At 75.0% G+C, this 23,487-nt stretch carries 29 protein-coding genes and 1 pseudogene; 18 read left to right on the top strand and 12 right to left on the bottom strand.

What is annotated here, in order from left to right; translation table 11 throughout:
* Positions 1 to 11: 11 nt before the first annotated feature.
* From ACGFZ2_RS13095 to ACGFZ2_RS13080, 4 genes are all read right to left on the bottom strand, one after another.
* Positions 12 to 206: a hypothetical protein gene (locus ACGFZ2_RS13095; protein WP_393453029.1), complete on the bottom strand. Its 195-nt coding sequence runs from the start codon at positions 204 to 206 to the stop codon at positions 12 to 14.
* A gap of 79 nt (positions 207 to 285) precedes the next feature.
* Positions 286 to 693, bottom strand: coding sequence for a CoA-binding protein (locus ACGFZ2_RS13090; protein WP_393453026.1), 408 nt, complete (start codon positions 691 to 693; stop codon positions 286 to 288).
* A 22-nt stretch (positions 694 to 715) separates the two neighbouring features.
* Positions 716 to 1,456: a hypothetical protein gene (locus tag ACGFZ2_RS13085; protein WP_393453023.1), complete on the bottom strand. Its 741-nt coding sequence runs from the start codon at positions 1,454 to 1,456 to the stop codon at positions 716 to 718.
* A 23-nt stretch (positions 1,457 to 1,479) separates the two neighbouring features.
* The gene (locus tag ACGFZ2_RS13080) at positions 1,480 to 2,529 is read right to left on the bottom strand and encodes an Rv2578c family radical SAM protein (protein WP_393453670.1); all 1,050 of its coding nucleotides are present in this window, start codon (positions 2,527 to 2,529) and stop codon (positions 1,480 to 1,482) included.
* A 101-nt stretch (positions 2,530 to 2,630) separates the two neighbouring features.
* Between ACGFZ2_RS13080 and ACGFZ2_RS13075 the strand changes: the two genes are divergently transcribed.
* A complete protein-coding gene (locus ACGFZ2_RS13075; RefSeq protein ID WP_350701473.1) occupies positions 2,631 to 3,050 on the top strand; it encodes a DUF393 domain-containing protein in 420 nt (139 codons plus the stop codon).
* On the opposite strand, the gene ACGFZ2_RS13070 is transcribed toward ACGFZ2_RS13075, so the two are convergent.
* The 3 genes from ACGFZ2_RS13070 to trxA form a co-directional block, all read right to left on the bottom strand.
* Complete coding sequence (locus tag ACGFZ2_RS13070; RefSeq protein ID WP_393453020.1) at positions 3,014 to 3,931, bottom strand: HTTM domain-containing protein; 918 nt, start codon at positions 3,929 to 3,931, stop codon at positions 3,014 to 3,016. The two genes, ACGFZ2_RS13075 and ACGFZ2_RS13070, sit on opposite strands and share 37 nt — an antisense overlap.
* Positions 3,928 to 4,368, bottom strand: a complete 441-nt coding sequence (locus ACGFZ2_RS13065; RefSeq protein WP_393258212.1) for a hypothetical protein — start codon at positions 4,366 to 4,368, stop codon at positions 3,928 to 3,930. Before ACGFZ2_RS13065 ends, ACGFZ2_RS13070 begins: the two co-directional genes overlap by 4 nt.
* Positions 4,369 to 4,502: 134 nt before the next feature.
* On the bottom strand, positions 4,503 to 4,865 hold the full coding sequence (gene trxA / locus ACGFZ2_RS13060; RefSeq protein WP_091098340.1) for a thioredoxin: 363 nt from the start codon (positions 4,863 to 4,865) through the stop codon (positions 4,503 to 4,505).
* Positions 4,866 to 5,412: 547 nt separating this feature from the next.
* Between trxA and ACGFZ2_RS13055 the strand changes: the two genes are divergently transcribed.
* The 11 genes from ACGFZ2_RS13055 to ACGFZ2_RS13005 all read left to right on the top strand — a co-directional run bounded on the left by ACGFZ2_RS13055 (position 5,413) and on the right by ACGFZ2_RS13005 (position 14,121).
* Complete coding sequence (locus ACGFZ2_RS13055) at positions 5,413 to 5,928, top strand: MaoC family dehydratase (RefSeq protein WP_350678051.1); 516 nt, start codon at positions 5,413 to 5,415, stop codon at positions 5,926 to 5,928.
* Between the two features lie 61 nt (positions 5,929 to 5,989).
* Positions 5,990 to 6,514, top strand: a complete 525-nt coding sequence (locus tag ACGFZ2_RS13050) for a hypothetical protein (RefSeq protein WP_393258217.1) — start codon at positions 5,990 to 5,992, stop codon at positions 6,512 to 6,514.
* Positions 6,515 to 6,679: 165 nt separating this feature from the next.
* Positions 6,680 to 7,303, top strand: a complete 624-nt coding sequence (locus ACGFZ2_RS13045) for an RNA methyltransferase (RefSeq protein ID WP_357694048.1) — start codon at positions 6,680 to 6,682, stop codon at positions 7,301 to 7,303.
* A gap of 83 nt (positions 7,304 to 7,386) precedes the next feature.
* Entirely contained in the window at positions 7,387 to 8,085 is a 699-nt protein-coding gene (locus ACGFZ2_RS13040; protein ID WP_393453017.1) for a DUF6758 family protein, read from the top strand.
* Positions 8,086 to 8,218: 133 nt separating this feature from the next.
* On the top strand, positions 8,219 to 8,377 hold the full coding sequence (locus ACGFZ2_RS13035) for a hypothetical protein (RefSeq protein ID WP_007455302.1): 159 nt from the start codon (positions 8,219 to 8,221) through the stop codon (positions 8,375 to 8,377).
* 6 nt (positions 8,378 to 8,383) lie between these two features.
* The gene (locus ACGFZ2_RS13030) at positions 8,384 to 9,259 is read left to right on the top strand and encodes a PH domain-containing protein (protein WP_350678039.1); all 876 of its coding nucleotides are present in this window, start codon (positions 8,384 to 8,386) and stop codon (positions 9,257 to 9,259) included.
* Between the two features lie 102 nt (positions 9,260 to 9,361).
* Positions 9,362 to 10,291: a SigE family RNA polymerase sigma factor gene (locus ACGFZ2_RS13025; protein WP_393453014.1), complete on the top strand. Its 930-nt coding sequence runs from the start codon at positions 9,362 to 9,364 to the stop codon at positions 10,289 to 10,291.
* 56 nt (positions 10,292 to 10,347) lie between these two features.
* Positions 10,348 to 11,574: a hypothetical protein gene (locus tag ACGFZ2_RS13020; protein WP_393258226.1), complete on the top strand. Its 1,227-nt coding sequence runs from the start codon at positions 10,348 to 10,350 to the stop codon at positions 11,572 to 11,574.
* A 47-nt stretch (positions 11,575 to 11,621) separates the two neighbouring features.
* A complete protein-coding gene (locus ACGFZ2_RS13015; protein WP_393453011.1) occupies positions 11,622 to 12,488 on the top strand; it encodes a PHP domain-containing protein in 867 nt (288 codons plus the stop codon).
* A 40-nt stretch (positions 12,489 to 12,528) separates the two neighbouring features.
* Positions 12,529 to 13,143: a MarC family protein gene (locus ACGFZ2_RS13010; RefSeq protein ID WP_357457187.1), complete on the top strand. Its 615-nt coding sequence runs from the start codon at positions 12,529 to 12,531 to the stop codon at positions 13,141 to 13,143.
* A 135-nt stretch (positions 13,144 to 13,278) separates the two neighbouring features.
* Positions 13,279 to 14,121, top strand: a complete 843-nt coding sequence (locus ACGFZ2_RS13005) for a RecB family exonuclease (protein WP_393259190.1) — start codon at positions 13,279 to 13,281, stop codon at positions 14,119 to 14,121.
* 5 nt (positions 14,122 to 14,126) lie between these two features.
* On the opposite strand, the gene ACGFZ2_RS13000 is transcribed toward ACGFZ2_RS13005, so the two are convergent.
* Complete coding sequence (locus ACGFZ2_RS13000) at positions 14,127 to 14,984, bottom strand: oxygenase MpaB family protein (protein ID WP_393453008.1); 858 nt, start codon at positions 14,982 to 14,984, stop codon at positions 14,127 to 14,129.
* 219 nt (positions 14,985 to 15,203) lie between these two features.
* Positions 15,204 to 15,632: a Fur family transcriptional regulator gene (locus ACGFZ2_RS12995; RefSeq protein WP_350701451.1), complete on the bottom strand. Its 429-nt coding sequence runs from the start codon at positions 15,630 to 15,632 to the stop codon at positions 15,204 to 15,206.
* Between the two features lie 194 nt (positions 15,633 to 15,826).
* On the opposite strand from ACGFZ2_RS12995, the gene ACGFZ2_RS12990 reads away from it, so the two are divergent.
* The gene (locus tag ACGFZ2_RS12990) at positions 15,827 to 16,309 is read left to right on the top strand and encodes a DUF2231 domain-containing protein (protein WP_393453005.1); all 483 of its coding nucleotides are present in this window, start codon (positions 15,827 to 15,829) and stop codon (positions 16,307 to 16,309) included.
* A gap of 108 nt (positions 16,310 to 16,417) precedes the next feature.
* On the opposite strand, the gene ACGFZ2_RS12985 is transcribed toward ACGFZ2_RS12990, so the two are convergent.
* On the bottom strand, positions 16,418 to 16,744 hold the full coding sequence (locus tag ACGFZ2_RS12985) for a hypothetical protein (RefSeq protein ID WP_393453002.1): 327 nt from the start codon (positions 16,742 to 16,744) through the stop codon (positions 16,418 to 16,420).
* A gap of 251 nt (positions 16,745 to 16,995) precedes the next feature.
* Between ACGFZ2_RS12985 and ACGFZ2_RS12980 the strand changes: the two genes are divergently transcribed.
* Together ACGFZ2_RS12980 and ACGFZ2_RS12975 are read left to right on the top strand one after the other, a co-directional pair.
* Positions 16,996 to 17,178 (top strand): hypothetical protein, encoded by a 183-nt coding sequence (locus ACGFZ2_RS12980; protein WP_350701446.1) that lies wholly within the window; start codon positions 16,996 to 16,998, stop codon positions 17,176 to 17,178.
* A gap of 307 nt (positions 17,179 to 17,485) precedes the next feature.
* Positions 17,486 to 17,707: a hypothetical protein gene (locus ACGFZ2_RS12975; RefSeq protein ID WP_393453710.1), complete on the top strand. Its 222-nt coding sequence runs from the start codon at positions 17,486 to 17,488 to the stop codon at positions 17,705 to 17,707.
* A gap of 14 nt (positions 17,708 to 17,721) precedes the next feature.
* Here the strand turns inward: ACGFZ2_RS12975 and ACGFZ2_RS12970 are convergent.
* A pseudogene (locus ACGFZ2_RS12970) lies at positions 17,722 to 17,862 on the bottom strand (FmdB family zinc ribbon protein); the annotation flags it as partial.
* 113 nt (positions 17,863 to 17,975) lie between these two features.
* Positions 17,976 to 18,611 (bottom strand): 5-formyltetrahydrofolate cyclo-ligase, encoded by a 636-nt coding sequence (locus tag ACGFZ2_RS12965; protein ID WP_393452999.1) that lies wholly within the window; start codon positions 18,609 to 18,611, stop codon positions 17,976 to 17,978.
* 85 nt (positions 18,612 to 18,696) lie between these two features.
* Between ACGFZ2_RS12965 and ACGFZ2_RS12960 the strand changes: the two genes are divergently transcribed.
* From ACGFZ2_RS12960 to glp, 3 genes are read left to right on the top strand one after another with little or no spacing between them, the layout of a single operon-like run.
* Positions 18,697 to 21,159 carry a diguanylate cyclase gene (locus ACGFZ2_RS12960; protein ID WP_393452996.1) on the top strand — a complete coding sequence of 821 codons (2,463 nt, stop codon included), beginning with the start codon at positions 18,697 to 18,699 and terminating at the stop codon, positions 21,157 to 21,159.
* Between the two features lie 9 nt (positions 21,160 to 21,168).
* Positions 21,169 to 22,131 carry a UTP--glucose-1-phosphate uridylyltransferase gene (locus ACGFZ2_RS12955; RefSeq protein ID WP_350701440.1) on the top strand — a complete coding sequence of 321 codons (963 nt, stop codon included), beginning with the start codon at positions 21,169 to 21,171 and terminating at the stop codon, positions 22,129 to 22,131.
* The gene (gene glp, locus ACGFZ2_RS12950) at positions 22,128 to 23,441 is read left to right on the top strand and encodes a gephyrin-like molybdotransferase Glp (RefSeq protein ID WP_357694079.1); all 1,314 of its coding nucleotides are present in this window, start codon (positions 22,128 to 22,130) and stop codon (positions 23,439 to 23,441) included. Before ACGFZ2_RS12955 ends, glp begins: the two co-directional genes overlap by 4 nt.
* Positions 23,442 to 23,487 lie beyond the last annotated feature (46 nt).

The following is a 23,487-nucleotide window of genomic DNA, read 5'->3' as shown; positions in this document are numbered from 1 at the left end:
GGGCGCGCCGGTCACCCACCGGCCGGCTCGACGGCCGGTTCCGGTGCGGTGACCGGCCCCACCGCCAGCACCTGCGGCCGTTCCCGGTACGCCTCGATCGCGGCCACCATCATCGTCACCGCTGCGGCCACCGTCGCGGCCAGCAGCCTGCGGGACCAGAGCCCGTCGTCGCGCTTCGACCGTCGACCGAGCCGTCGGGGAGACACGGCCGCAGGGTACGGGCCGCGGACAACCGCCACGGCGGGCGGCCCTTGCCGTTGCGGCGCGACCCTTTCCCGAGCCGGGTCAGCTCAGTCGGGTGAGGCCGCCAGCGGCGCGCTCCACGATCAGGCAGCGGTCCTCGACGTAGTCGATGCCCGCCTCGGTGGCGATCCGCCGCGCCTCGGCCGAGACGATGCCGAGCTGCAACCAGACCGCCGGGGCGCCGATCGCCACCGCCTCGCGCACCACCTCGACCGCGTTCTGCGCCGGCCGGAACACGTCGACCAGGTCGACGGGGTGCGGGATTTCGGCCAGCGACCGGTAGACCCGTTCGCCGAACAGTTCGTCGGCGGTCGGGTTGACCGGGATGATCCGCCAGCCGTACCGCTGCATCTGCAACGGCACGCTGTGCGCGGCCTTGCGCGGGTCGCGGGACGCGCCCACGACGGCGATCACGGCGGAGTCGGCGAGGATCTGCTGAGCGGAACGCACCCGCCGACTCTAACCCCGCCGCTCAGCCGCCGCTCCCGAGCGCGCGGCGCAGCCGGGCGTACTCCTCGGACGTGCCGATGGCCGCGCGGTGCTCCGGGTGGGCGAGGTAGTGCCGGATCGCCCCGACCAGCGGCTCCGGCGCGACGTCCAGCTCCCCGGTCTCCATGGCCACCGCGCGGCGCACGCCGAGGCCGCGGTGCCGGATCAGCTCCGGTCGCCGCACCGGCAACCGGAGGAAGCCGGACTGCCGCGGCGAGCGGACCCGTACCGCCGGGTCCAGGGCCTCCCACGGCACGTGGAGGTGCCGCAGCGGGTCGCCCGCGGTGATCCCGTCCGGCGTCAACGCGACGGTGGGTACGCGTCGCCAGAGGGCGACCGTCAGCGTTACGGCGAACAGCCCGGACAGGAGCCCCAGGAGCCACCGCCACCCGTCCGGTGTCGAGGCAGCCGGGTGGCTCGCCTGGTACGTCGCCTGGAAGGCGAGGAAGCCGAGGAGGGAGCAGCGGTAGCCGATCCCGTGCTTGGGCGGCCCGAAGAAGGCGCGTTCCTGCTCCGCGACCCGCAGCTCGGCGGTGCTCGGCCGTCCGAACAGCCGCAGCAGGCTCCAGCAGAGCGCGAGCAACGGCGGCAGCGTGAGCAGGGCGCCGGTATCGCCCGTGCGCAGCGCCCACCCGGTCGCCACGCCCCACAGCAGCCCGACTGCCAGCGCGACCGTCACCGCGATCCGTTGCCGGCGCAGTGCCCGGTCGATCCTCTCCCGCACGGCGGCAGGGTATCGGCCGGCGTCTACAGCAGGCTGAGCTGCTCGGCGGCCGGCGGCGCGGGTGTCGGGTCGGGCAGGCGGCGGTCGTCTCCGCGCTCGCCCCGGTGCAGCCCGTGCCGGCGTGACGCGATCCGCACCCGCGCCGTCAACTCCCGCTGGTAGGACTGCGGGGCGTACGCGCCGGAGCGGTAGAGCTCGCGGTAGCGGGGGACCAGATGGGGGAACTCGCGGCCGAGCCAGCGCGCATACCACTCCCGGGCTCCGGGGCGCAGGTGCAGCGCCAACGGGGTCACGCTGGTCGCCCCGGCCGCCGCGATTGCCGCCACCGTGGCGTCGATCGAGGCGTCGTCGTCGCTGAGCCCGGGCAGGATCGGCGCCATCAGCACCCCGACGTCGAAGCCGGCGTCGGTCAGCGCCCGCACCGCGTCCAGCCGCCGCCGCGGGCTGGGCGTGCCCGGCTCGACCGCGCGCCAGAGCCGCTCGTCGACGAAGCCCACCGAGAAGGAGACGCCGACCCGGGTCACCTCGGCGGCCTGGCGCAGCAGCGGCAGGTCCCGCAGGATCAGCGTGCCCTTGGTGAGGATCGAGAACGGGTTGGCGAAGTCGCGCAGCGCCGCGATGATCTGCGGCATGAGCTGGTAGCGCCCCTCGGCCCGCTGGTAGCAGTCCACGTTGGTGCCCATCGCGACGTGCGCGCCCCGCCAGCGCGGCGCGGCCAGCTCCCGCCGGACCAGCTCACCCGCGTTGACCTTGACGATCACCTTCCGGTCGAAGTCCGTACCGGCATCGAGGTCGAGGTAGGTGTGAGAATTTCTCGCGAAACAGTAGACGCATGCATGACTGCATCCCCGGTACGGGTTGATCGTCCACTCGAAGGGGACACGGGAGGCGCCGGGCACCTTGTTGATGATCGACTTGGCCCGGATCTCGTAGAACGTCATGCCGGCGAAGCCCGGGGTGTCGAAGGTGCGGGCGATCGCGCCGGGCAGCGCCAGCGGCAGGGGTGGCGTCGCTGGCGCTGCCCGATCGGGGACCCCCTCGTCCGGGGGAGCGGAGAGGTTGTCCCAGCGCATGACCTTCATTCGAACACGCGTACGAGCGGAGTGCAAGCGAATCGCCGTGTTCCCGCCCACCTCGGCGTTCGGTCAGTGGCCGGCGGGTGGAGGATGGAGGCATGGAGAGGTCGACGTTCGTCTACGACGGGGACTGCGCGTTCTGCACCCGGTGCGCCGAGTTCATCGACCGGCGGATCCCCACGGGTGTGCACGTGGTGCCGTGGCAGTTCGCCGACCTCGACGCGCTCGGGCTGACCGAGGCGGAGTGCGAGGAGGCGGTGCAGTGGGTCGGGGCGGACGGCTCCCGCGCGGCCGGCCCCGACGCGATCGCGAAGCTGCTCGGCGACAGCGGCCCGCTCTGGCGGGTGGCCGGCACCGGCCTCCGGTTCCCGCCGGTACGCGCCGCCGCCTGGCCCGCGTACCGCTGGGTCGCCCGCAACCGGCACCGGCTCCCCGGCGGGACGGCCGCCTGCGCGCTGCCCCAGGAGGCGCGGGAGCGCCTCTACGGCCCGTCCGGTCGGCCGGCGGCGGACGCCTGACCGGCGAGTGACGGCGCGCGGCCGCCCGCGTCGGCGGGCCGTCCACCGTCCCCCGCGCGGCGGGTGAGCAGCCGGCGCGCCCAGACGACCGGCCGGACCCGTTCCAGCGGCAGGAAGCTGGTCATCGCGGCCAGGTGCGGGGCGAACGAGATGGTGATGGTCGCGACGGTGACCAGGTGGAACGAGTAGAAGAAGCCGACCGTCGCCAGCCGCCAGCGTTCCCGCAGCAGGAAGACCACCGGGCTGAGCAGCTCGAACGCGACGATGCCGAACTGCGCCACGATCAGCAGGTACGGCACCGAGGCGATCAGGTCGGCCAGTTCGGTGCCGCGCCGGAGGATCGCCCGGGCCAGCACCGAGCCGGTCAGCCAGTCCAGCCCGCCGAAGCGCAGCTTGGCCCAGGCGGCCAGGAAGTATGTGCAGATGACGGCGATCTGGGTGACCCGCAGGGCCCAGCCGCCGGCCTCGGAGCGGGTGGCGTCGCCGTGCCGAGCCCGGCCGGCGGTGGGCAGCACGGCCAGCGCGACGAGCAGGCCGAACCGGTCGTGGTCGACCTTGCCGTAGCTCATCGCGACGATCATCCACTCGAAGTAGAGCGCGAAGACGGCCCAGCCGAGCAGCCGGGGCGCCCGGCCGGTCGCGGCGAGCAGGGCGAGCAGCAGCAGGGCCCAGAAGATCACGGCGACCAGCGCCGGGGTGGGCGTGGGCAGCGGCAGCACCCGCCCGATGAGCAGCGGCTGGTAGAGCTCCCCGGGCACGGCGACCCGGGTGCGGATCCACGGGGTGAACACGACCAGGTCGGCGGCGACGAAGAGGTAGATCAGCGTCCGGAAGGCGGCCACCCGCCCGCGGGGCACCGGCTCGGTCAACCAGCGGCTCATCGGTCCGCCTGCCAGGAGACCACCGTCTCGTCGGTCCAGCGGCCGGTGGGCCGGCCGTCGCGGATGCCGTGCCAGCGGATCACGATGCGGACCTCCACCAGCTCGGCCGCGTCGGGGTGGCGTTCGGCGTACGCGTCGGCGACCTCGGTGAGCAGTTCGGGGTCGGCGGCGTAGCGGTCCTGCTGGCCCTCGATCTCGGCCCGGCGGATGCCGGTCGCGCGCTCGCCCAGGTCGACGACCGCGCCGGTGCTGTCGACGCCCTCGACCCGGGTGTCCGGGGCGGGGGAGTTCGGCGGGTTGGAGGTCGAGTACATCCGGAACGGGCCGAACGGGAAGTGGTCGTCGGTGCCCCAGACGGTGCCGGCGAGCAGGACGGCCAGGCCGAGGGCGGTGGCGGCGAGCCGGATCGCGCGTCCACGGCTGGTCAAGGTCTCCATCGGGTCGTGACGATACGGGATGTACCGCCCGCTCCGGGTCCCTCCGACGGCCACTTGTCGCCGCCGGGCGGACGGGGTCGCGGACGCGACGACGGCCGGGCCCGTGGGGCCCGGCCGTCGTGGAGTGGGTCGGCTCAGTGCTGGTGACCGGCCAGCTTCTGCCGGACGTCGTCCATGTCGAGCGCCTGGACCTGCTCGATCAGGTTCTCCAGGGCGGACTCGGGGAGGGCGCCCGGCTGGGCGAAGACGATGACGCCGTCGCGGATCGCCATGATGGTCGGGATGGAGCGGATGTCGAACTTGGCACCCAGCTCCTGCTGCGCCTCGGTGTCGACCTTGCCGAAGACGATGTCGGGGTGCTTCTCCGAGGAGCGCTCGTAGACCGGGGCGAACCGCTTGCACGGGCCGCACCACTCGGCCCAGAAGTCGACGAGCACGATGCCGTCGCTGCCGGCCACCTCGTCGAAGTTTGCCGTGGTCAGCTCTACGGTTGCCATGAAAGTCTCCGATCGGCGCGGAATAGCTACGTCTGGTGGAACCAGGGCGTACCGCGTGGAATTCCCGACAGTTGCGCGCCGAAACGCGCGCCCACGGCCCGTGAGGGTGGTCCCGCTCCCATCGACGGAGGTGGCTTTGCACGAGGTGCTGATCGCAAGTGCAACACGCATTTGCGTGACCAGCGGTGATGGGAACGCTTCCATGAAGATCGACTCAACGGATCGCCGTAATTCAGCAATCTGGCGGTTGACAAGCGGCTATCCGATGTGCGGAGATCGCCGACGGCTCCCGATGTGATGACGCAGGGTAGTGTTACGAAAAGATAAATGTGACCTCTGTCTCTGTTCGGTCCTCGTTGTCGTACGGCAGAATCTTCCGCATCAGAGCGTGGGCGGCGGGTGCCGGGGAGGGCCCCGCCGCTCATTGCGTCTCCCCTCGGTGGCGCCGGTGTGACATTTCCGCACGGCCCGCGCCCCACCCATCGCCTTAACACTCCATAAGGCATGCTGTGCCGAACTCCATCGCCGCCCGTCGAAGGGGACAAGGATGCAGTTCGGCCGCTACTACGAGGAGTTCGAGGTCGGCGCGGTCTACCGGCACTGGCCCGGCAAGACGGTCACCGAGTACGACGACCACCTCTTCTGCCTGCTCACCATGAACCACCACCCGCTGCACCTGGACGCGCACTACGCCGAGTCCGCGAGCCAGTTCAAGCGCAACGTGGTGGTCGGCAACTACATCTACTCCCTGCTGCTGGGCATGTCGGTGCCCGACGTCAGCGGCAAGGCCATCGCGAACCTCGAGGTCGAGTCGCTGCGGCACGTGGCGCCGACCTTCCACGGCGACACGATCTACGGCGAGACCACGGTGCTGGACAAGCGCGAGTCGTCCTCCAAGCCCGACCGGGGCGTGGTCTCGGTGGAGACCCGGGGTTACAACCAGGACGGCACCATGGTCTGCGTCTTCCGCCGCCGGGTGATGGTTCCCAAGAAGGAGTACGCGGCCACGACCGTGCCCGAGGGCGTGGACCCGGAGCGGCCGAGCTTCCCCGAGCCGCGCTGACGTCGACGGCCCCTTCCCGCCGGGTTCGTGTGGAAGGGGCCCTTTTCCCCTTCCGGGGCATATGCTGGCGCCGGAGGTCCCCATGAGCCACTCCGTCGCCGGAGAGCCGCCCTCTGCCGGCCGCCGCGCCGCACCGCTGACCACCGCCGTCTACTCCGCCGCCGAGTGGGATCTGCTGACCAGCCTGCCCGGTCGGGTGATCGTGGCCGCCGCCGCGCCCGGCCCCGGCCGGCCCCGCCGGGGGGTCTCCGCCGGGCTCGCCGGCCTGGACGCGGTCGCGGCGGGTCGGGCCTTCGACAGCGATCTCGTCCGCGCGGTGGTCGCCGCCATCTACGCCCGCCACGACGGGGCCTCCCCGTCGGTCGACCGGCCCGCCGACCTGGTGGACCTGCTGGCCGTCTGCCGCGCGGCGACCCGGGTGCTGCGGCGGGCCGATCCCGCCGACTCGGCGGCGTACCGGCAGTGGGTGCAGTCCGTGGCGGCCCGGGTCTGCCGGGCGGCGACGCCCGGGGCCGAGGCGCTGCCGCCGGCACCCGCCGACCGCCGCTTCCTCGACCGGCTCGGCGGCGCACTGGGGCTGGGCTGAGCCGCCGCCGGTCGACCCGTCGGCGCCCCGGGCCCGGTGGCCCGCCGATCCGGCCGCTGCCGGCCGCCCCGGGCCCGGTGGCCCGCCGATCCGGCCGCTGCCGGACCGGGCCGCCGCCGGGGGCGCGGCCCTGGGTCGGGCACGTGGGCCGTACCCTGCGTGACCGTGACCGGAGACCAGCTCGACGTCGGCGTGGGACCGTGGCCGGGGGACCCGCCGGACGACCCGCGGTACGACCCCGAGCTGCTCGCCGAGGGCGACCGGCGCAACGTGGTCGACCGGTACCGCTACTGGCGGCGCGAGGCCGTGGTGGCCGACCTGGACCGGCGCCGGCACGACTTCCACGTGGCGATCGAGAACTGGCAGCACGACTTCAACATCGGCACGGTCGTCCGCAACGCCAACGCCTTCCTCGCCGCCGAGGTGCACATCGTCGGCCGCCGCCGGTGGAACCGGCGCGGCGCGATGGTGACCGACCGCTACCAGCACGTGCGGCATCACGAGACCATCGAGGAGTTCGTGGCCTGGGCGGTCGCGCGGGAGTTGCCGGTGGTCGGCATCGACAACCTGCCCGGGTCGCGCCCGCTGGAGACCACCACCCTGCCGCGACGCTGCGTGCTGCTCTTCGGGCAGGAGGGACCGGGCCTGTCCGACCCGGCCCGTACCGCCTGCGACCAGCTCTTCTCCATCGCGCAGTACGGCTCCACCCGGTCGATCAACGCCGGCGTGGCCAGCGGCATCGCGATGCACGCCTGGATCCGCGCGCACGCCGGCCCGCCGCCCGCCTGAGCGGGTCGTTCCCGGCACCGGCCGGCGGCACCGAAACCGGCGCTCCGCTTGACGGGGCGGCGGCGCGGGGCGACGGTGGGAAGGTGAGTGTCGCGGTGAGTTGTCCGAGATGTGGCGGGCCCGTGCGGGCGCCGGACCTGATGCACACCGAATCGCGTTGCCTGGACTGCGGGCCGGTCCCCCCGCTGCACGTGCCCGAGCACATCGGCGCGGAGATCGTCGCCAGCGTGGTGGACCGCATCACCGCCGCCGCCGACCTGCCGCGCCGGCCGGCGACGCCGCTCTGGTGCCCGTGGCCGCTGCCGCCGGGCTGGACCATGACCGGGGTGGCGTACGCCGGGGACGACCGGACCGGCGTGCGCGCCACGGCGGTCGCCTGCGCCGGGCCCGCGCCGCTCGGCGAGGGCCCCGCCGATCTGGTCTTCGTGGCCGAGGAGCCGGGCGTCGGCCTGGGCACCCGGTTCGCCGGGATGGCCGGCCCGGACCCGGGGCCGGAACTGGCCGAGGCGTTGACCGACCCCGGGCCTGGTCACCCGGAGCACGTCGGGCAGGCCAGGATCAAGGTGGCCGGTCACCCGACTCCACTGTGGCTTGTGAACTCGCCTACGGATCGAAGCGCGTACGCCGGCGAGGCTCGGGGATTGTGGCTCCATGCGATAGCCTGGCCGGCGAGTGCGGGTCACCTGCTCGCGGAAGACGTCGTGCTGCACGACCTGACCGAGTGGACACCGCCCGAACTCGTGTACGGCGCACCGTCTCCGTATCTGCACGGGAAGGCTTGACAAGCTCCAGGGCTTGACAGGTCTCCCGGAATGACGGAGAACGGACGCAGATATTCACTGTACGACATCACACTGATACTCTGGGTGCCGCTGCGGTAATGGGACCCGGCGCCGCGCGAGAGGATGGCCCGCCATGGTCAAGAAGGTCCTCACCTGGGCCGGAATCGCATTCTTGATCTTCTTCGTCGCCTACCGGCCAAATTCCGCCGCGGACGTGTTCAAGTCCCTGGGCGGCGGCATCATGGACATCGCACAGGGCTTCGGCGACTTCTTCACCAGCCTCGTCGCCTAGCCGCCGATGGGTAACCCCTCCGGTCCACCGTTCGACCCCGACGACCCCGACCGGGAGCGCCGGGAGCGAGACACGGAGCCGATCCCCCGGCTCGGGCCCGACGACGGGCCGGGCTACGGCACCGGCCCGGGTCTCGGCGACGGCCCCTCCCTTTCGGACGACGCCGGCTTCGGCGACGGCCCGGCGTACGCCGGGGAGGGGCGGTCCGGTCGAGCCTGGATCCGTGATCCCGAGGCCGGCTACCAGCCGCCGCAGATCTCCGAGGACGAGCTGGCCGGCCTGCGGGCCGACGCCGCCGGCATGGCCCCGCGCCGGGTGCTGCCGCTGGAGGACGAGCCCAGCTCGCTGGTCGCGCGTTACCTCTTCCCGACCGAGCGCTACCGGGGCGAGTGGAAGCGGCACTGGATCCACCTCTCCACCCCGCTGCTGGTCGGCATCGCCGCGACGTTCGTGCTCGGCTACCTCTCCGGCTTCCTCGCCGGGCAGGACGTCGGCGCGCTCACCACGATCGCCGTGCTGCTCTGGTTCGCGGTGATGGGCTGGGTGGCGTGGAAGGTCGCCGACTGGTGGTACGACCGCTTCATCCTGACCAACAAGCGGGTGATGGTGGTCAACGGCATCATCACCCGGCGGGTCGCGATGATGCCGCTGGTCCGGGTCACCGACATGAAGTACGAGCAGACCCCGACCGGCCGGGCGCTCAACTACGGCACGTTCGTGCTGGAGTCCGCCGGTCAGGAGCAGGCGCTCCGCGAGATCAAGAATCTGCCCAACCCGAACGAGCTCTACCTGCGCGTCGTCGAGGAGATGTACGAGCCGCAGGCGGTCGAGGCGCGGCTGGGCAAGGAGGCCGACGAGGCCAAGGCCGACGACGGGGCGTGAAACTTTTCGTCCGAACATCGGAGGAACTGCGCACCATTCGCCGTCGACCCGACCTGCCCGGCCGTGGCAACCTGCCAGGGAGACGGGGCGCGGAGGTGGCTGATGGCGAGCAGGGATCCCTTGGAGGAGGAGTTCCGCGACTTCGTCGCGGCCCGCTCCGGCGCCCTGCTGCGCACCGCGTACCTGCTCAGCGGGGACTGGGCGACCGCGGAGGACCTGCTACAGACCGCGTTGACCAAGACCTACCTGGCCTGGAAGCGGCTCGGCGGGATCGAGGCGATCGAGCCGTACGCCCGCCGGGTCATGGTCAACACCTCGACGAGCTGGTGGCGCCGGCGCTGGCACGGTGAACGCCCCACCGAGGTGCTGCCGGAGCGCGCCGCGGTCGACGAGATCGAGCATCAGCTCGACCGCGACCTGCTCTGGCGCCACCTGAGCGCGCTGCCCACCCGGCAGCGGGCGGTGCTCGTGCTGCGCTACTACGAGGACATGTCCGAGGCGCAGACCGCCGCCCTGCTCGGCATCTCCCCGGGCACCGTCAAGAGCCAGACCTCGCGTGCCCTGGGCACGCTGCGCCGCCGGATGGGCGCCGAGGCCGCCCTCGACCTGCCGAGCGGGGCCGCGCCGACCCCGCCCCGGCCCCGGCGCGCTCCCGCCGACCGGCCGGCACCCGCACCCGCCGGCGCCGGACGGCCGCCGGCGTACGGCGCACCGAGGATGGTGGTGGGCGCGGACGCGGCAGCCGTGGTCGCGGCGACCAACGCCCCGCCGCGCGTCGACGCACCGGACGTCGGGCCCGCGCCCGCGTTGCCCACCTCCGCCGCCGGGCTGCCCGGGCCGGACGCCGGGCGCACGCCGCCCGTCGGCGAGCCGGCGGCGGAGCCCGTTCCCGTGTCGTCGGGGGCGGCGCGGGCGGGCCGTGGGGAAGGATCTGCCCCGGGAACCCCGGCCGGCCGGGCGGGGGCCGACCGCGACGAGGCGCGAGGCCTGCCGGTCGTACCGGCCGGCACCGGCGCCGGAGAGTGTCGGTGAGCCGCCCGGCGGGCCCTGCTGACAACCGGACCGGCGGCCCGAGGCGTCCATACGGCGTGACCGAGGACGAGCTGGAGCAGGCGGTGCGGGAGACGTTCGCCCGCCGGGTCGCCGTCGCCCACCCGCTCGCCGCCGACCCGGCGGGCCTGGCGATCCGCCGGGCCGACCGGGCCCGGCGCCGGCGCACCGTGGTCGGGCTGGCGCTGGCCGCGGTCACCACCGTGGGGATCAGCACCGGGATCGCCCAGCTGGGGCAGCAGCCCGGCCAGCCCACCCATCCGACCGTCGTGCTCGGCGACCCGTACGCCTCGCCCCTGCCGAACCTGACCCCGTCGCTGCCGGTCGCCCCACCGACCGACCCGGCGCAGGGCGCGGGCCGGGGCGAGGTGGACCTTATCCTCGGCGCGGTGCTCGCCACCACGAGCGGGCAGCGGCTGACGCTGCCCGACGTGGGCCCGGCCGAACGCGCCCAGCGGCTGCCGGACGGCACCGGCTGGGCCGTGGTCGGCGCCCCGACGGCGGCCGGCCAGGCGCTGTGGGTGGTGCAGCCCCACGGCGCGGTGCACCTGCTCCTGGCCGGGGCGCGGGACATCGCCCTCAGCCGCGACGGGCGCCAGGTCGCCTGGCGGGAGGGCGCCGAGCTGGTCGCCGCGGGGATCGTCGGCACCCAGGTCGTCGCCGCCGCCCGTACGCCGGCGCCGGCCGGGGCGGTGCCGGTCGGCTTCGCCGGCGACGCCGTCCTGGTGCGCCTCGACGCGGACCAGCCCGGCCACACCCTGTGGCGTCCGGCGCAGGGCCCGCTGAAGAGCGGGGGCGACCGCGCGACCCTGCGGGTCTACGGCACGCGCCCCGACGGCGTGGTGGTCGCGCAGGTGTCCGCGGGCACGCCGCGCCGGCCCTGTCTCGCCCTGCTCGACCCGACCCGAAACCTCGCGTCCGCCCGGACCGGCTGCGGGCCCACCCTCGGCGACGACGGGCGCGGCGGCGTCTCGGCCGACGGCCGGTGGCTGCTGGTCAACGGGCGGGTGGGCGGCGAGGACCGGGCGCTGCTGGTCGACCTGGACCGGCTGGGCGCCACCCGGGCGGTCCGCCCGGCCGGGCCGCCCGTGCACGGGCCGGTGGCGTGGACGCCCGAGGGGAGGGCGTACTACTCCGACGCCCGTGCCGGCCTGGTGCGCGTCGACGTGAGCCGGGTGCTCGCGGGCGAGGAGTCGTCGGGCGCCCCGGTCGGCGGCATGGGCGACGGGCAGCGCCCGATCCCGGTCGGCCGCGACGGTTCCTGACCACGCCCGCGCGCCGGGCGTCGGCGGTGGCCGGTAGCGTCGGGGCGGTGAGCGCGCGCCCCCGGATCGACCTGCACACCCACTCCACCGCCAGCGACGGCACGCTCGGCCCCGCCGAGCTGGTGCGGGCGGCGGCGGAGTCGGGGCTGGACGTCGTGGCGATCACCGACCACGACACCACCGCCGGCTGGGAGCCCGCGCTGCGGGCGCTGCCGGCCGGGCTCAGCCTCGTCCGTGGGGCGGAGATCTCCTGCCGCTGGTACGGCGAGGAGCCGGCGGTGCCGTTGCACCTGCTGGCGTACCTCTTCGATCCGGACGCCCCGGAGCTGGTCGCCGAGCTGGCCCGGGTGCGAGCCGCGCGGGAGGAGCGGGGCGAGCGGATCGTGGCGCTGCTGCGGGCCGACGGGATCGACGTGAACTGGCCGGAGATCCTGGCCGGCGCGGCGGGCGGCTCGGTGGGCCGGCCGCACATCGCCCAGGCGCTGATCCGGGCCGGCCTGGTGGCCACCACCACGGAGGCGTTCGGGCCGGACTGGCTGGGCGAGCGCTACCGGCTGCCGAAGGAGGACATGGACGTCTTCCACGCGGTCCGGCTCGTCCGCGCGGCGGGCGGCGTGCCGGTCTTCGCCCACCCCCGGGCGACGCGGCGGGGGCGGATCGTGCCGGACGCGCTGATCGCCGACCTGGCCGCGGTGGGCCTGGCGGGGCTGGAGGCCGACCACGAGGACCACTCCCCGGCCGAGCGGGCGCACGTCCGCGCCCTCGCCGGCGAACTGGGCCTGCTGGTGACCGGCTCGTCGGACTTCCACGGCACGCACAAGACCGTCCGGCTCGGCGCGTTCACCACGGACCCGGAGGCGTACGAACGGATCATCGCCGAGGCGAGCGGGGTGACCGGGATCGCTTCCGGCTGATCCGCGTTTCAGTCTCCGGCGGCGCGGCTACGTTGATCACGTGGATGCCAAGCTGTTCGGTGAGGTCTTCGTGACCCTGCTGGTGATCGTCGACCCGCCGGGCATGATGCCCATCTTCCTGGCGCTGACCGGCCCGCTCACGGCCCGGGACCGCAACCGGGCGGCCTGGCAGGCCGTCGCCCTGGCGCTCGGCGTGATCGTCATCTTCGCGGTGGCCGGCCAGACGCTGCTCGACTACCTGCACGTCGACCTGCCGGCGTTGCAGGCCGCCGGCGGGCTGCTGCTCATCCTGGTGGCGTTGGAGCTGCTGACCGGCAAGGCCGACGACCCGAGCCAGCAGGTCACCTCGAACATCGCGCTGGTGCCGCTGGGTACGCCGCTGCTGGCGGGTCCCGGCGCCATCGTCGCCACCATGCTCTTCGTCAAGGAGGCCGACGGCGGGTCGGACTACACCGCCATCGCCGCCGCGATCGTCGCGGTGATGGTCGCGGTCTGGGTGGTGCTCCGGTTCTCCGGAGGGATCGTCAAGATCCTGCGCCCGGGCGGGATCGAGGTGCTGACCCGGATCGCCGGCCTGCTGCTCGCGGCGATCGCGGTGCAGCTCATCGCGGACGCGGTGGCCGCCTTCGTGACCCAGTACGCCAACATGGCCTGACCGCCGCCCGGGTTTGTCGGGGCCGGATGGCAGGATCCAGGTGTGCGACGAGCCTCTTCAGCCGGACGGTCCTCCGCCACGGGCCGGGCGCCCCGCCCCCGGGGCGACCAGCCCGAGCAGCTCGGCTTCGAGGGCATGCCGGAACGGCTCTTCGTCTGCACCCCCAGCAAGCTCGGCGCCTACGCGGACTGCCCCCGGCGCTACCGCTACTCCTACGTCGACCGTCCGGCGCCGCCCAAGGGCCCGCCGTGGGCGCACAACTCCCTCGGCGCGAGTGTGCACACGGCCCTGAAGAACTGGTATGCCCTCAGCCCCGAGCGGCGCCGGCCCGAGGCGCTCGCCGCGCTGCTCAAAGGCACCTGGGTGCGCGAGGGCTACCGGGACGAGGAACAGGAGCGGGCGGCCTACCGGCGGGCGCTGGGCTGGCTGGAGTCCTACGTCGAGACCCTGGAGCCGGGGGTCGACCCGCTCGGCGTGGAGCGGGTGGTGGCGGTCAAGACCGGGGTGCTGGCGTTCAACGGCCGGGCCGACCGGATCGACTCCCGCCCCGGGCCCGAGGGCCCCGAGCTGGTCATCGTGGACTACAAGACGGGCCGCACCGGGCTGGACGCCGACGACGCACGCGGCTCCCAGGCCCTGGCGCTCTACGCGTACGCCGCCGAGCGGGTGTTCCGCCGGCCGTGCCGCCGGGTGGAGCTGCACCACCTGCCCACCGGCACGGTCGCGGCGCACGAGCACACCGTCGAGTCGCTGGCCCGGCAGCTCACCCGGGCCGAGGAGACCGCGCGCGACATCATGGCCGCCGAGCGGGCGGTCGCCGACGGGGACGACCCCGACGACGCCTTCCCCACCACGCCGGGTCCCCGCTGCGGCTGGTGCGACTACCGGCGCACCTGCCCGGCGGGGGCGCAGGCGCCCGGCAAGGAGCCGTGGGCGGCCGTCGAGCAGCCCGCCGACCGGCTGCCCGGCCGGGACTGAACGGTTCAGGCGGGGGTGTGGGCGAGGCGGGCGGCGCGTTCCTTCGCGGCCTGCTGCAACGGCCCCTCCCGCCAGCGGCGGGGCACCGCGGCGAGGGTCAGCCGGAGCGCCCGCACCGTCAGGTCGGCCGAGAGCGCGGTGGTCGGCAGGCCCAGGCCGCCGTACAGCCGCCGGGCCCAGGCGGGCAGCAGCGCGAACGCGGTGCCGGCGATGCCGAAGTACGCCCAGCGGGCCGGCCCCAGGTTGAGCCCGATCCGGGCGGGCAGGCTGAGCTTCCACGGGATCGGCGGGGCGGTCAGGAAGAGCGCCGTCTCGGCCGCCTCGCGGGTGATCCGCAGCTCCGGGCGGATCCGCCGGTAGTAGTCGGCCACCTCGGCGGCGGTGCCGGGGACCGTCTGCGGGTCGAGGCCCACCAGCGCGGCGGCGCGCCGCTGCTCGGTGTAGTAGCCGTCGATCTCGTCGGCGGTCAGCGGCAGCCCCGCCCGGCGGGCCGTGTCGAGGAACGACTCGACCTCGGTGACGTGCACCCAGCGCAGCAGGTCGGGGTCGTCGACGCGGAACTCCTCCCCGGTGGACGGGTCGGTCGCCCGCAGGCGGGCGTGCCGCCGGCGTACCCGCCGCCCGGCGGCCTCCGCCTCCGCCGTGGTGCCGTAGATGGTGGTCGCCACGTAGGTGGCGGTGCGCACCAGGCGACCCCAGGCGTCGGAGCGGTAGTCGCTGTTCTGGGCGACCCCGGCCATCGCGCGGGGATGCAGCGCCTGGAGGTAGAGCGAACGCAGGCCGGCGACGATCAGGATCGGCTCCTCGTGCACCTTCCACGTGACCGAACCCGGACCGAACAGACCGAGGTCATCGGAGTCCACCGACCAAGCGTGCCACGCCCCGCGACCCTCCGCCCCGGGCAACGGACGTCAGCCCGTCGGCCGTACCGTCGTCGACGGGGACGTTCGGTTGTCGGCGGACGTCAGCCCGTGTCGGCCGTCCCGTCTCGGCGGGGACGGTCGGTTGTCGGCGGAGCGGCAGAGCCAGGGCCCCACGGAGCGGTCAGGCGTCGGCGGCGCGGCGGATCCGGCGCGGCTGGGTCAGTCGTCGGCGGAGCGGCGGGCCTGGCAGGTGGGGCAGAGGCCCCAGAAGGTCACTTCCGCCTCGTCGACCTCGAACCCGTGAGCGATGTCCGGGTCCAGGCAGGGGGCCCTGCCGACCGCGCAGTCGATGTCGGCGATCTCGCCGCAGCCCCGGCAGACCACGTGGTGGTGGTTGTCCCCGGCCCGCGCCTCGTAGCGGGCGGGGCTGCCGGCCGGCTCGATCCGGCGGGACAGCCCGGCCCGGGACAGCGCGCCGAGCACGTCGTAGACGGCCTGGGTGGAGACGGAGTCGAGGCGCTCGCGGACCCGCCGGGTGATCTCGTCCACCTCGAGATGGCCGCCGGCGGCCAGTACGTCGAGCACGGCGAGGCGCGGCCGGGTGACCCGCAGGCCCCTCGACCGGAGCAGCTCCTCCCCGCCGGACATCTGTCAATGACAGCACGAGGTGACCGGGTCGACAACCGGCCTCCGGCAGAGGGTGGCCCCGGCCACAGCCAGCCTGCCCGTCCGGGCGGTGAACCGGACCGGTCCGGGGTGCGTGTAGCGGATCGAGAGTTCTGGGCGGGGCGGCCGGCGCACCGTACGCTGGCAACCCGCGACCGCGTACGCCGGAGGTGTGGATGTTCAAGGAGATCCTGGGCCTGCCGGCCCACGTGCTGGTGGTGCACGCGGTCGTCGTGCTCGTGCCGCTGCTGGCCCTGCTCTCCGCCGCGTACGTGGCGCTGCCCCGGTTCCGGCCCCGGCTGGACTGGGCGGTGGCGATCCTCGCCGTGACGGCGCCGGTGACGGCCTTCGTCGCGGTCGAGTCCGGCGAGGAGCTGAACGACGCGTTCCTGGCCCGGGGCATGCAGGGCCCGATCGTGGACCAGATCCTGGAGCACTCGCGCTACGGCGACCTCCTGTTCTGGTACGCCCTGCCGCTGGCCGTGGCGTCGCTGCTGCTGCTCGTGGTGACGAGCGGGCACCCGCGCGTGCCGAGGCTGCCGTCCTGGATCACGCCGGTGCTGTCGGTCGTGGTGGTCGCGCTCGGCGTCGTGAGCCTGGTCTACGCCTACCTCACCGGCCACTCCGGCGCCGAGGCCGTCTGGGGCAACACCCTCTGACACCCGCCCCTGGCCTCCGCGATCTTGCGCTTTCGGCCCGCGTTCTGTCCCCGTTCGCGCGCTTTGCCAGGGCGGTAACTGCAAGATCGCGCTGGGGAGTGGGGTGGGTCAGAAGATCAGGCGTGAGCAGAGCAGGCAGACCAGGATCACCAGCACCGCGCCGGCCAGCGCGCCGACGCCGTACGTGAGTCGCTGCGCCCGCTGTTCCGCCGTGTCGAGCCCGGCCATGTCCTGCGGCGGCAGCCGCCGGGGCGGTGGTGGTCGCAGGTGCACCGGCGGTCGCCACCCGGCCGGGGGCGGGGTGGTGGCCGGCGGGCCCGCGTAGCCGCCCCCGGGCGCCGGCGTCGGTGCGGCCCGGGTCCCGGACTGCTCCGGCGCGGTGTCGGGCCGCCGCCAGTACTCGTCCGGGGCGCTGCCGGAGGTGGGGGTCGTCACGCCGTCCGACGCTACCAACGCTCCGGCCCGGTGACCGGCCGGACGCGGCCGGCCCACCGGCGGGTCGGCGCGGACAGCCCCGGTCAGCCGTGGCCGGGCAGCCTGGAGAGCCCCGGTCAGCCATGGTCGGGCAGCCTGGCGAGCCGTGGCCGGACGCCCCTGGCCAGCCGTGTCGGCGGAGCCGCCGGGGCACCGTGGCGGACCTGGTTCGACGCGGTGACCCGGTCGCGGCTGCGCTAGTCTTGCCGCTCGTGAGCACCGAGTTCCCTCCGACGCCGGCGGTACGCGGCGACGACGACCGTACGGTCGACCTGAGCGACGACTTCGTGGTGCTGCCCGAGCAGACCGCCGACGACACCGATCGGGGCTGGGGCGAGCGTTCCGGCGGCAACGACGACTGGCTGCTCGCGGAGCGCCCGCCGCACTGGGACTGAACCGGCTGCCAGGCGACCCACCGACATCCGAGGCTGCTTCCGCGCCTGTGGAGAAACCCCGGCGGCCTGTGGACAACGCCCCCGGGCCTGTGGATGACACGGGCACCCTGTGGACAACCGCCTGCCGGCGACCGCGCGACCACCCCGTCGCGCCCACGGGCGTCACCAGGCGATCCGAGACGCCGCCGCGGTCGACCAGGGACCCGGGACGGCGAGCCAGGAGGCGGGGGCCGTGTCCCTAAACCGGTGGCCCGCACAGCGGGACGTGCCCGGGGCGGGCGGGGCCGGCCCCGGGACAGGATGTGGCGTGCGTCAGGAGGCGCTGGCGGTGCTGGCGGCCGGGGTCTTGCTCGCTCCGCCGCCGGAGCCGTTCGAGCTGGACGACGACGAGGACGACGAGGACGAGGCGGCGGTCGAGCCGCTCGACGAGCCGGAGTCGCCGCCGGAGGAGGACGAGTCGGACTTCGCCGGCTTGGCGGCGCCGCCGCTGCCGGTGTCGCTGCCCGAGGTGCGGGAGTCCGTGCGGTAGAAGCCCGAGCCCTTGAACACGATGCCGACCGAGTTGAAGAGCTTGCGCAGCTGCCCCTCACACGCGGGGCACTCCGTCAGCGGCTCGTCAGAGAAGGACTGCACCGCCTCGAGCTGGTGGCCGCACGCGGTGCAGGCGTACTGGTACGTGGGCACGTTCTCCTCCGGATCTGGCACGGCCGGTTGGCACTCGACGTCTTCGAGTGCCAATGGTGCGTCATCGCCCCCGGATTCGTCCAGCGGAAGTGTGGGGCGCGACACCGCCGCCCTCAGGCGCGACCCGCCGCGTCCCCGGGGGCGGCGTCAAGCGTACGCAGGCCGTCGGCGGGAGTGACCACCGCGCGCACCGGGCGGTCGTGCGGCTCGGCGGGCAGCGACCCGACCAGCTCCCCGTCGTGCAGCGGCACCACGGTCAGCGCGGTCGCGGGCACCCGGGCCAGCGCCCGGTCGTACGAGCCGCCGCCCCGGCCCAGCCGCAGCCCCCGGCGGTCCACCGCCAGCGCCGGCACCACCACCAGCTCGGCCGCCGCCACCGCGTCCCGGCCCAGTCGCGGCCCCGCCGGCTCGCGCATGCCCCGGCCGGCGGCCACCAGCGCGTCCGTGCCGGCCCAGGCCGCCCAGTCCAGGTCGAGGTCGGCACAGAGCACCGGCAGCAGCAGCTCGGCCCCCGGCGGCAGCGCCGCGTGCAGCACCGCCGGCAGGTCGGGCCCGCCCGGCTCGGAGCCGACCGGCACGTACGCCGTCATCCGGCGCGGGCGCAGCCGGCGGACGAGGGCCACCAGCTCGGCCTGGACGCGCCCGGCGGCCTCGGCCCGCGTCGGCGCGGTCAGCGCCCGGCGGGCGGCGAGCACGGCGGCGCGCACGTCCCGCTTCGCCGCTTCCGCTTCATGAGAAAAATCGGGCACGCAACACTCCTGACGCAACGTTTGTCACCTGGTTGCTCTGTGTCAGCATCGCAAGCGACGGCGGCGGAACTTCCGGGGGGACCGAGTGACGCTACGCGGGCGGTTGACCACAGCCTTCCTGGCGGTGGTGCTCGGCCCGGTCCTGCTCGGGGCGTTCTTCGTCGGTTCGACCGTGGTGGCCGTCGACCGGAGCCGTTCCACCGAGCGGCTGGCGGTGGCCGCCGCGACCGTGCGCACCTCGGTCGACGCCCTCTGTCAGCAGCTGCGGGCCGCCGCCGACGCGGTGGCCCTGACCGGCGACCGGCCCGGCGCCGCGGGCCAGGTGGTCAGCCGCGGCCTGGCGGCCGCCGTGCGGGTCACCGACGTGGCCGGCCGGGTCACCTACGCCTCGCCGGGCGGGCCGCCGGAGCCCTGGCGGGACTGCTCCACCGCCGCGCCGGCCGCCGGCCCGGTGCGGGCGCTCGCCGCCCGGGTCGACCTGCGCGACCGGTCCGGCGGGCCGCTGGGCACGGTCGCCGCGGCGCATCCGGTCGACCCGGCCTTCGTGGCGCGGCTCGCGGCCGTGACCGGCGTGGCGGTCACCCTGCTCGACGACGCCGAGGCGCCCGTCCGGCTCGCCCACACCACCGAGTCGACCGGGGTACGCGACGCCGTGCTCGCCGCCGCCGGCACGGTCGACGGCGAGCGGGTCACCGAGACCGCCGACGGCCGGTACGTCCGCCGGGTCGGCCCGTCCGCCGGGCAGCCCCTGCCGCTCGTGCTCTCGGTCCCCAGCGACCAGCCGCCCGGCCTGTACGCCGCCCTGGTCGCGGCGGTGCTCGTGGCGGCCCTGCTGGCCGTGGTGGCCGCCGGGCGGCTGGCCCGGGTGACCACCCGGCCGCTGGTGGAGCTGGCGGGCGCGGTGGACCGGGTGGCCCGCGGCGACCTGACCGCCCGGGTGCCGGTGCGCAGCCGCGACGAGATCGGCCAGCTGGCCGGCGCGTTCAACCGGATGACCCGGGAGACCGGCACCTACGTGGCGGCGCTGACCAGCAGCCGCGACCAGTTGCGCGGGCACCTCGCGGTGCTGGGGGACACCCTGGCCAGCACGCACGACCTGCAACGCATCCTGCGGGTGATCCTGCACAGCGCGATCGCGGCGACGGGCGCCCGGGCCGGCGCGGTGCTGCTGGTCGACGACGGCGGGGTGCTCGTGGCGCAGTGCGCGGAGGGGCTGGACGGGCGCTGCCCGCCCGAGGAGCGGGCCGGGCCGCTGCGGGTGCCGCTGGGCAGCGGCGTGCTCGGGGCCGTCGCGGCGACCGGCGAGCCGCAGCGCGGCCGGGCGGAACCCTCCGCCGTGCCGCCGGGCGAGCCACGCTGCCGGACGTACGTCGCGGTGCCGTTCGCCGCCCCGGGCGCCACGGGCGCGGTCGACGCCGCCGCCCGCGCGGACGCCCCGCCCGCCCGGCCCTGGTCGTCGGAGCCGGCCTCCCCGGCCGGGGCGCTCGGTGTACTGGCCCTCTACGACCGGCTCGGCGCGGACGAGTTCGACGACGACGACCTGGTGACCCTGCGGACCTTCGCCGGCCACGCCGCCGTGGCGGTGGACAACGTGCGGGTGCACGAGGAGGCGCAGCGGCTCTCGCTGACCGACCCGCTGACCGGGCTCTGGAACTACCGCTACCTGCGGGAGTCGATCCGCCGGGAGGTCGAGCGGGCGAACCGGTTCGGCCGGATGCTCAGCGTCCTCGCCCTCGACCTGGACCGGTTCAAGGACGTCAACGACACGCACGGGCACGCTGCCGGCGACGCCGTGCTGGCGGAGTTCGCCCGCCGGGTGCGGGGCGAGATCCGCGAGGTCGACCTGGCCTTCCGGCAGGGCGGCGAGGAGTTCGTGGTGCTGCTGCCGGAGACCGACGCCCGGGGGGCGGCGATCGTCGCGGAGCGGCTCGGCGCGGCGATCCGGGAGGCCCCGATCACGGCCGACGGGCACGGCGGGGCCGCGCCCGTGGCCATCGCGGTGACCGTCTCCATCGGCATCGCCGTCTATCCCGGCCACGCCAGCACGGGCCAGGAGGTGCTGGACGCCGCCGATGACGCGCTCTACGCCGCCAAGGCGGGCGGCCGGGACACCTGGCGGATCGCCGACGACCGGGCCGACGACGAACCGGCTGACCCGGGCCCGGCGCACGACGAGCGGGCGGACGGCGGCCGGGCGGACGACGAGCGGGCGGGCGGCGGCCGGGGCGGCGAGGAGCGGCCGGGCGGCGGCCGGGCCGGCGAGGAGCCGGTCGCCCACGGCCGGGCCGACCCGCCGGCCCGGGAGATCCCCGTCCCGGCGGGCGCGGTCAGCCCCGAGGACGGGCTGCCGCGCGCCGGCGCCCCGCGCCAGCCGGCCCGGACCCGCCCCGAACCGGCCGATCCGGTCGACGCCGAGCCGCGCGGCGCGCCGGCCGGACCCGGGGCCGAGCCCCGGACCGCGCCGGCCGGACCTGGTCCCGCGCGGCCCGGCACGAGCGGCGGCGCGTCTTCCGGTCCTCACCCTCCACGGCAGAGCCGTGGCCGATAGTCTCGCGACATGTCGGAGCACTCAGCGAACCCCTCAACGGCGACCGCCGCAACCGGTCGTTCCCGCGCGGTCAAAGCAGTCATCCCGGCCGCCGGACTGGCCACCCGGTTCCTGCCGGCCACGAAGGCGGTGCCCAAGGAGCTGCTCCCGGTGGTCGACCGGCCGGTGCTGCAGTACATCGTCGAGGAGGCCACCCAGGCCGGCATCGGCGACGTCCTGCTGATCACCGGGCGGGGCAAGACGTCGATGGTGGACCACTTCGACCGCCGCCCCGACCTGGAGGCCCGGCTGGAGGAGAAGGGCGACGCCGAGCGGCTGGCCGCCGTGCGCCGCCCCAGCGAGCTGGCCGAGATCTACACCTGCCGGCAGCCCGAGCAGCTCGGCCTCGGCCACGCCGTCGGTTACGCCGAGTCGCACGTCGGCGACCAGCCCTTCGCGGTGCTGCTCGGTGACGAGTTCGTGAAGCAGTCCGAGCCGCTGCTGCCGGCCATGTTGGAGCTCCAGGCCCGCACCGGCGGCGTCGTGCTGGCCTTCTTCGAGGTCGACCCCTCCGAGACCAAGCGCTACGGCATCGCCTCGGTCGAGCCGGCGGAGGCGGAGCTGACCGACATCGGCGAGGTCGTCCGGGTCACCGGCATGGTGGAGAAGCCGAAGCCGGAGGACGCGCCGAGCAACCTCGCGGTGCTGGGCCGCTACGTGCTGCCCGCCAGCATCTTCGACGCGATCCGGCGTACGAAGCCGGGCAGCGGTGGGGAGATCCAGCTGACCGACGCGATGGAGCTGCTGCGCAACGAGGGCACGCCGGTGCACGCGATCGTCTACCGGGGCACCCGCTACGACACCGGCATGCCGCTGGGCTACCTCCAGACCGTGGTGCAGATCGCCGCCGAGCGCGACGACCTCGGCGGCGAGTTCCGCAAGTGGCTGGCCGAGTTCGTCAACTCCGACGTGTCGGGCGTGACTGGTACATGACAGCGTCGGCCGACGCCGAGGCGGCCGCGAACGAGTTGATGCCGCTCGCCGACTACCTGGGCAGCGTGCTGCGCAGGTTACGCGCGCTGCCTCCGCTCGACCTCGACCTCACCCAGGCGCACGGCAACGTCCTCGCCGAGGACGTCGTCGCGCCGCACTCCTTCCCTGCCTTCGACCAGGCGGCCGTGGACGGGTACGCGGCCCGCTGGGAGGACATCTCCGGAGGCGGTCGGGGCGTGGGCTACGTCCCGACCCAGTCCGGCGGGCCGGGCGGGCGCAACGTCCGGCTCAACGTCGTCGGCGACCTCGGCGCGGCGAGCTGGCGCCCGGTGCGGCTCACCCCCGGCGCGTGCTTCTCCGTCGCCGCCGGGGCGCCGCTGCCGCTCGCCGCGGACGTGGTGGTCCCCGTCGAGTGGACCGACCAGGGCATGGCCGCGGTGGAGATCTTCCGCGTCCCCAAGCGCGGGTACGGGGTACGCCGGGCCGGCGAGGAGCTGCCCGCCGGGACCCTGCTGGCCCGGGCCGGCACCTACGTCTCCCCGGCGCTGGTCGCGGTGTTCGCCGCCACCGGCATCGGGCACGTGGTGGTCCGGCCCAGCCCCCGGGTGGTCATCGTGGCCACCGGCGACGAGCTGGTCGACGTGGGCCGGGGCAGCCAGCCCGGCCAGACGGTCGACGCCAACTCGCACGCGCTCACCGCGGCGGCGGCCGAGGTGGGCGCCTTGGCGTACCGGGTGGGCATCTGCGACGACGACCCGGAGGGGCTGCGCGGGCTGCTGGAGGACCAGACGCTGCGCGCCGACCTGATCATCACCACGGGGGGCACCGGCACCGGGCCGGGCGACATGGTGCGGCGGATCCTCTCCCGCCGCGAGGGCGGCCGGGCCGGGCCGGTCATGTTCACCGAGGTGGCGCTCTATCCCGGCACCTCCCTCGGCTTCGGCACGGTCGGCGCCGAGGAGGTGCCGGTGGTGTGCCTGCCCGGCGACACGGGCGCCGCCCTGATCGGCTTCGAGGTGCTGGCCCGCCCGGCGATAAACCTGCTCGCCGGGGCGGAACCGGTGTTCCGGCCCAGCGTCCGCGCGCACCTGCTGGAGACGATCTCGTCCCCGGTCGGGCTGCGCGAGTTCCGCCCCGCGCACGTCGCCGAGCGGCGCGGCGGCGGCTACACGGTCCAGCCGCTCAACGGCGGGCCGTACACCCTCTCCGGGTTGGCCGAGGCGAACGGCCTGTTGGTGCTCGGCGAGCGGGTGACCACCGCGGCGGCCGGGTCCACCGTGGACGTCCTCCTGCTGGACCGTCGCCGGTGAGCGTGGCCTCCCGGGCGCGGCTGGACGGACGGTGCGGTGCGGGCAG

Source organism: Micromonospora sp. NPDC048063 (assembly GCF_043202855.1).
Lineage (GTDB): Bacteria > Actinomycetota > Actinomycetes > Mycobacteriales > Micromonosporaceae > Micromonospora.
This window is presented reverse-complemented; position numbering and strand designations above follow the sequence as displayed.

What these genes read in the sequence shown, in the direction of transcription:
- ACGFZ2_RS13065 (WP_393258212.1), bottom strand. Translation starts at nt 4,368, where the DNA reads ATGGAGACCTTGACCAGCCGTGGACGCGCGATCCGGCTCGCCGCCACC.
- ACGFZ2_RS13070 (WP_393453020.1), bottom strand. Translation starts at nt 3,931, where the DNA reads ATGAGCCGCTGGTTGACCGAGCCGGTGCCCCGCGGGCGGGTGGCCGCC.
- ACGFZ2_RS13080 (WP_393453670.1), bottom strand. Translation starts at nt 2,529, where the DNA reads ATGCGCTGGGACAACCTCTCCGCTCCCCCGGACGAGGGGGTCCCCGAT.
- trxA (WP_091098340.1), bottom strand. Translation starts at nt 4,865, where the DNA reads ATGGCAACCGTAGAGCTGACCACGGCAAACTTCGACGAGGTGGCCGGC.
- ACGFZ2_RS13005 (WP_393259190.1), top strand. Translation starts at nt 13,279, where the DNA reads ATGCCGGAACGGCTCTTCGTCTGCACCCCCAGCAAGCTCGGCGCCTAC.
- ACGFZ2_RS13035 (WP_007455302.1), top strand. Translation starts at nt 8,219, where the DNA reads ATGGTCAAGAAGGTCCTCACCTGGGCCGGAATCGCATTCTTGATCTTC.
- ACGFZ2_RS12990 (WP_393453005.1), top strand. Translation starts at nt 15,827, where the DNA reads ATGTTCAAGGAGATCCTGGGCCTGCCGGCCCACGTGCTGGTGGTGCAC.
- ACGFZ2_RS13055 (WP_350678051.1), top strand. Translation starts at nt 5,413, where the DNA reads ATGCAGTTCGGCCGCTACTACGAGGAGTTCGAGGTCGGCGCGGTCTAC.
- ACGFZ2_RS13025 (WP_393453014.1), top strand. Translation starts at nt 9,362, where the DNA reads ATGGCGAGCAGGGATCCCTTGGAGGAGGAGTTCCGCGACTTCGTCGCG.
- ACGFZ2_RS12995 (WP_350701451.1), bottom strand. Translation starts at nt 15,632, where the DNA reads ATGTCCGGCGGGGAGGAGCTGCTCCGGTCGAGGGGCCTGCGGGTCACC.
- glp (WP_357694079.1), top strand. Translation starts at nt 22,128, where the DNA reads ATGACAGCGTCGGCCGACGCCGAGGCGGCCGCGAACGAGTTGATGCCG.
- ACGFZ2_RS13075 (WP_350701473.1), top strand. Translation starts at nt 2,631, where the DNA reads ATGGAGAGGTCGACGTTCGTCTACGACGGGGACTGCGCGTTCTGCACC.
- ACGFZ2_RS13050 (WP_393258217.1), top strand. Translation starts at nt 5,990, where the DNA reads ATGCTGGCGCCGGAGGTCCCCATGAGCCACTCCGTCGCCGGAGAGCCG.
- ACGFZ2_RS12955 (WP_350701440.1), top strand. Translation starts at nt 21,169, where the DNA reads ATGTCGGAGCACTCAGCGAACCCCTCAACGGCGACCGCCGCAACCGGT.
- ACGFZ2_RS13030 (WP_350678039.1), top strand. Translation starts at nt 8,384, where the DNA reads ATGGGTAACCCCTCCGGTCCACCGTTCGACCCCGACGACCCCGACCGG.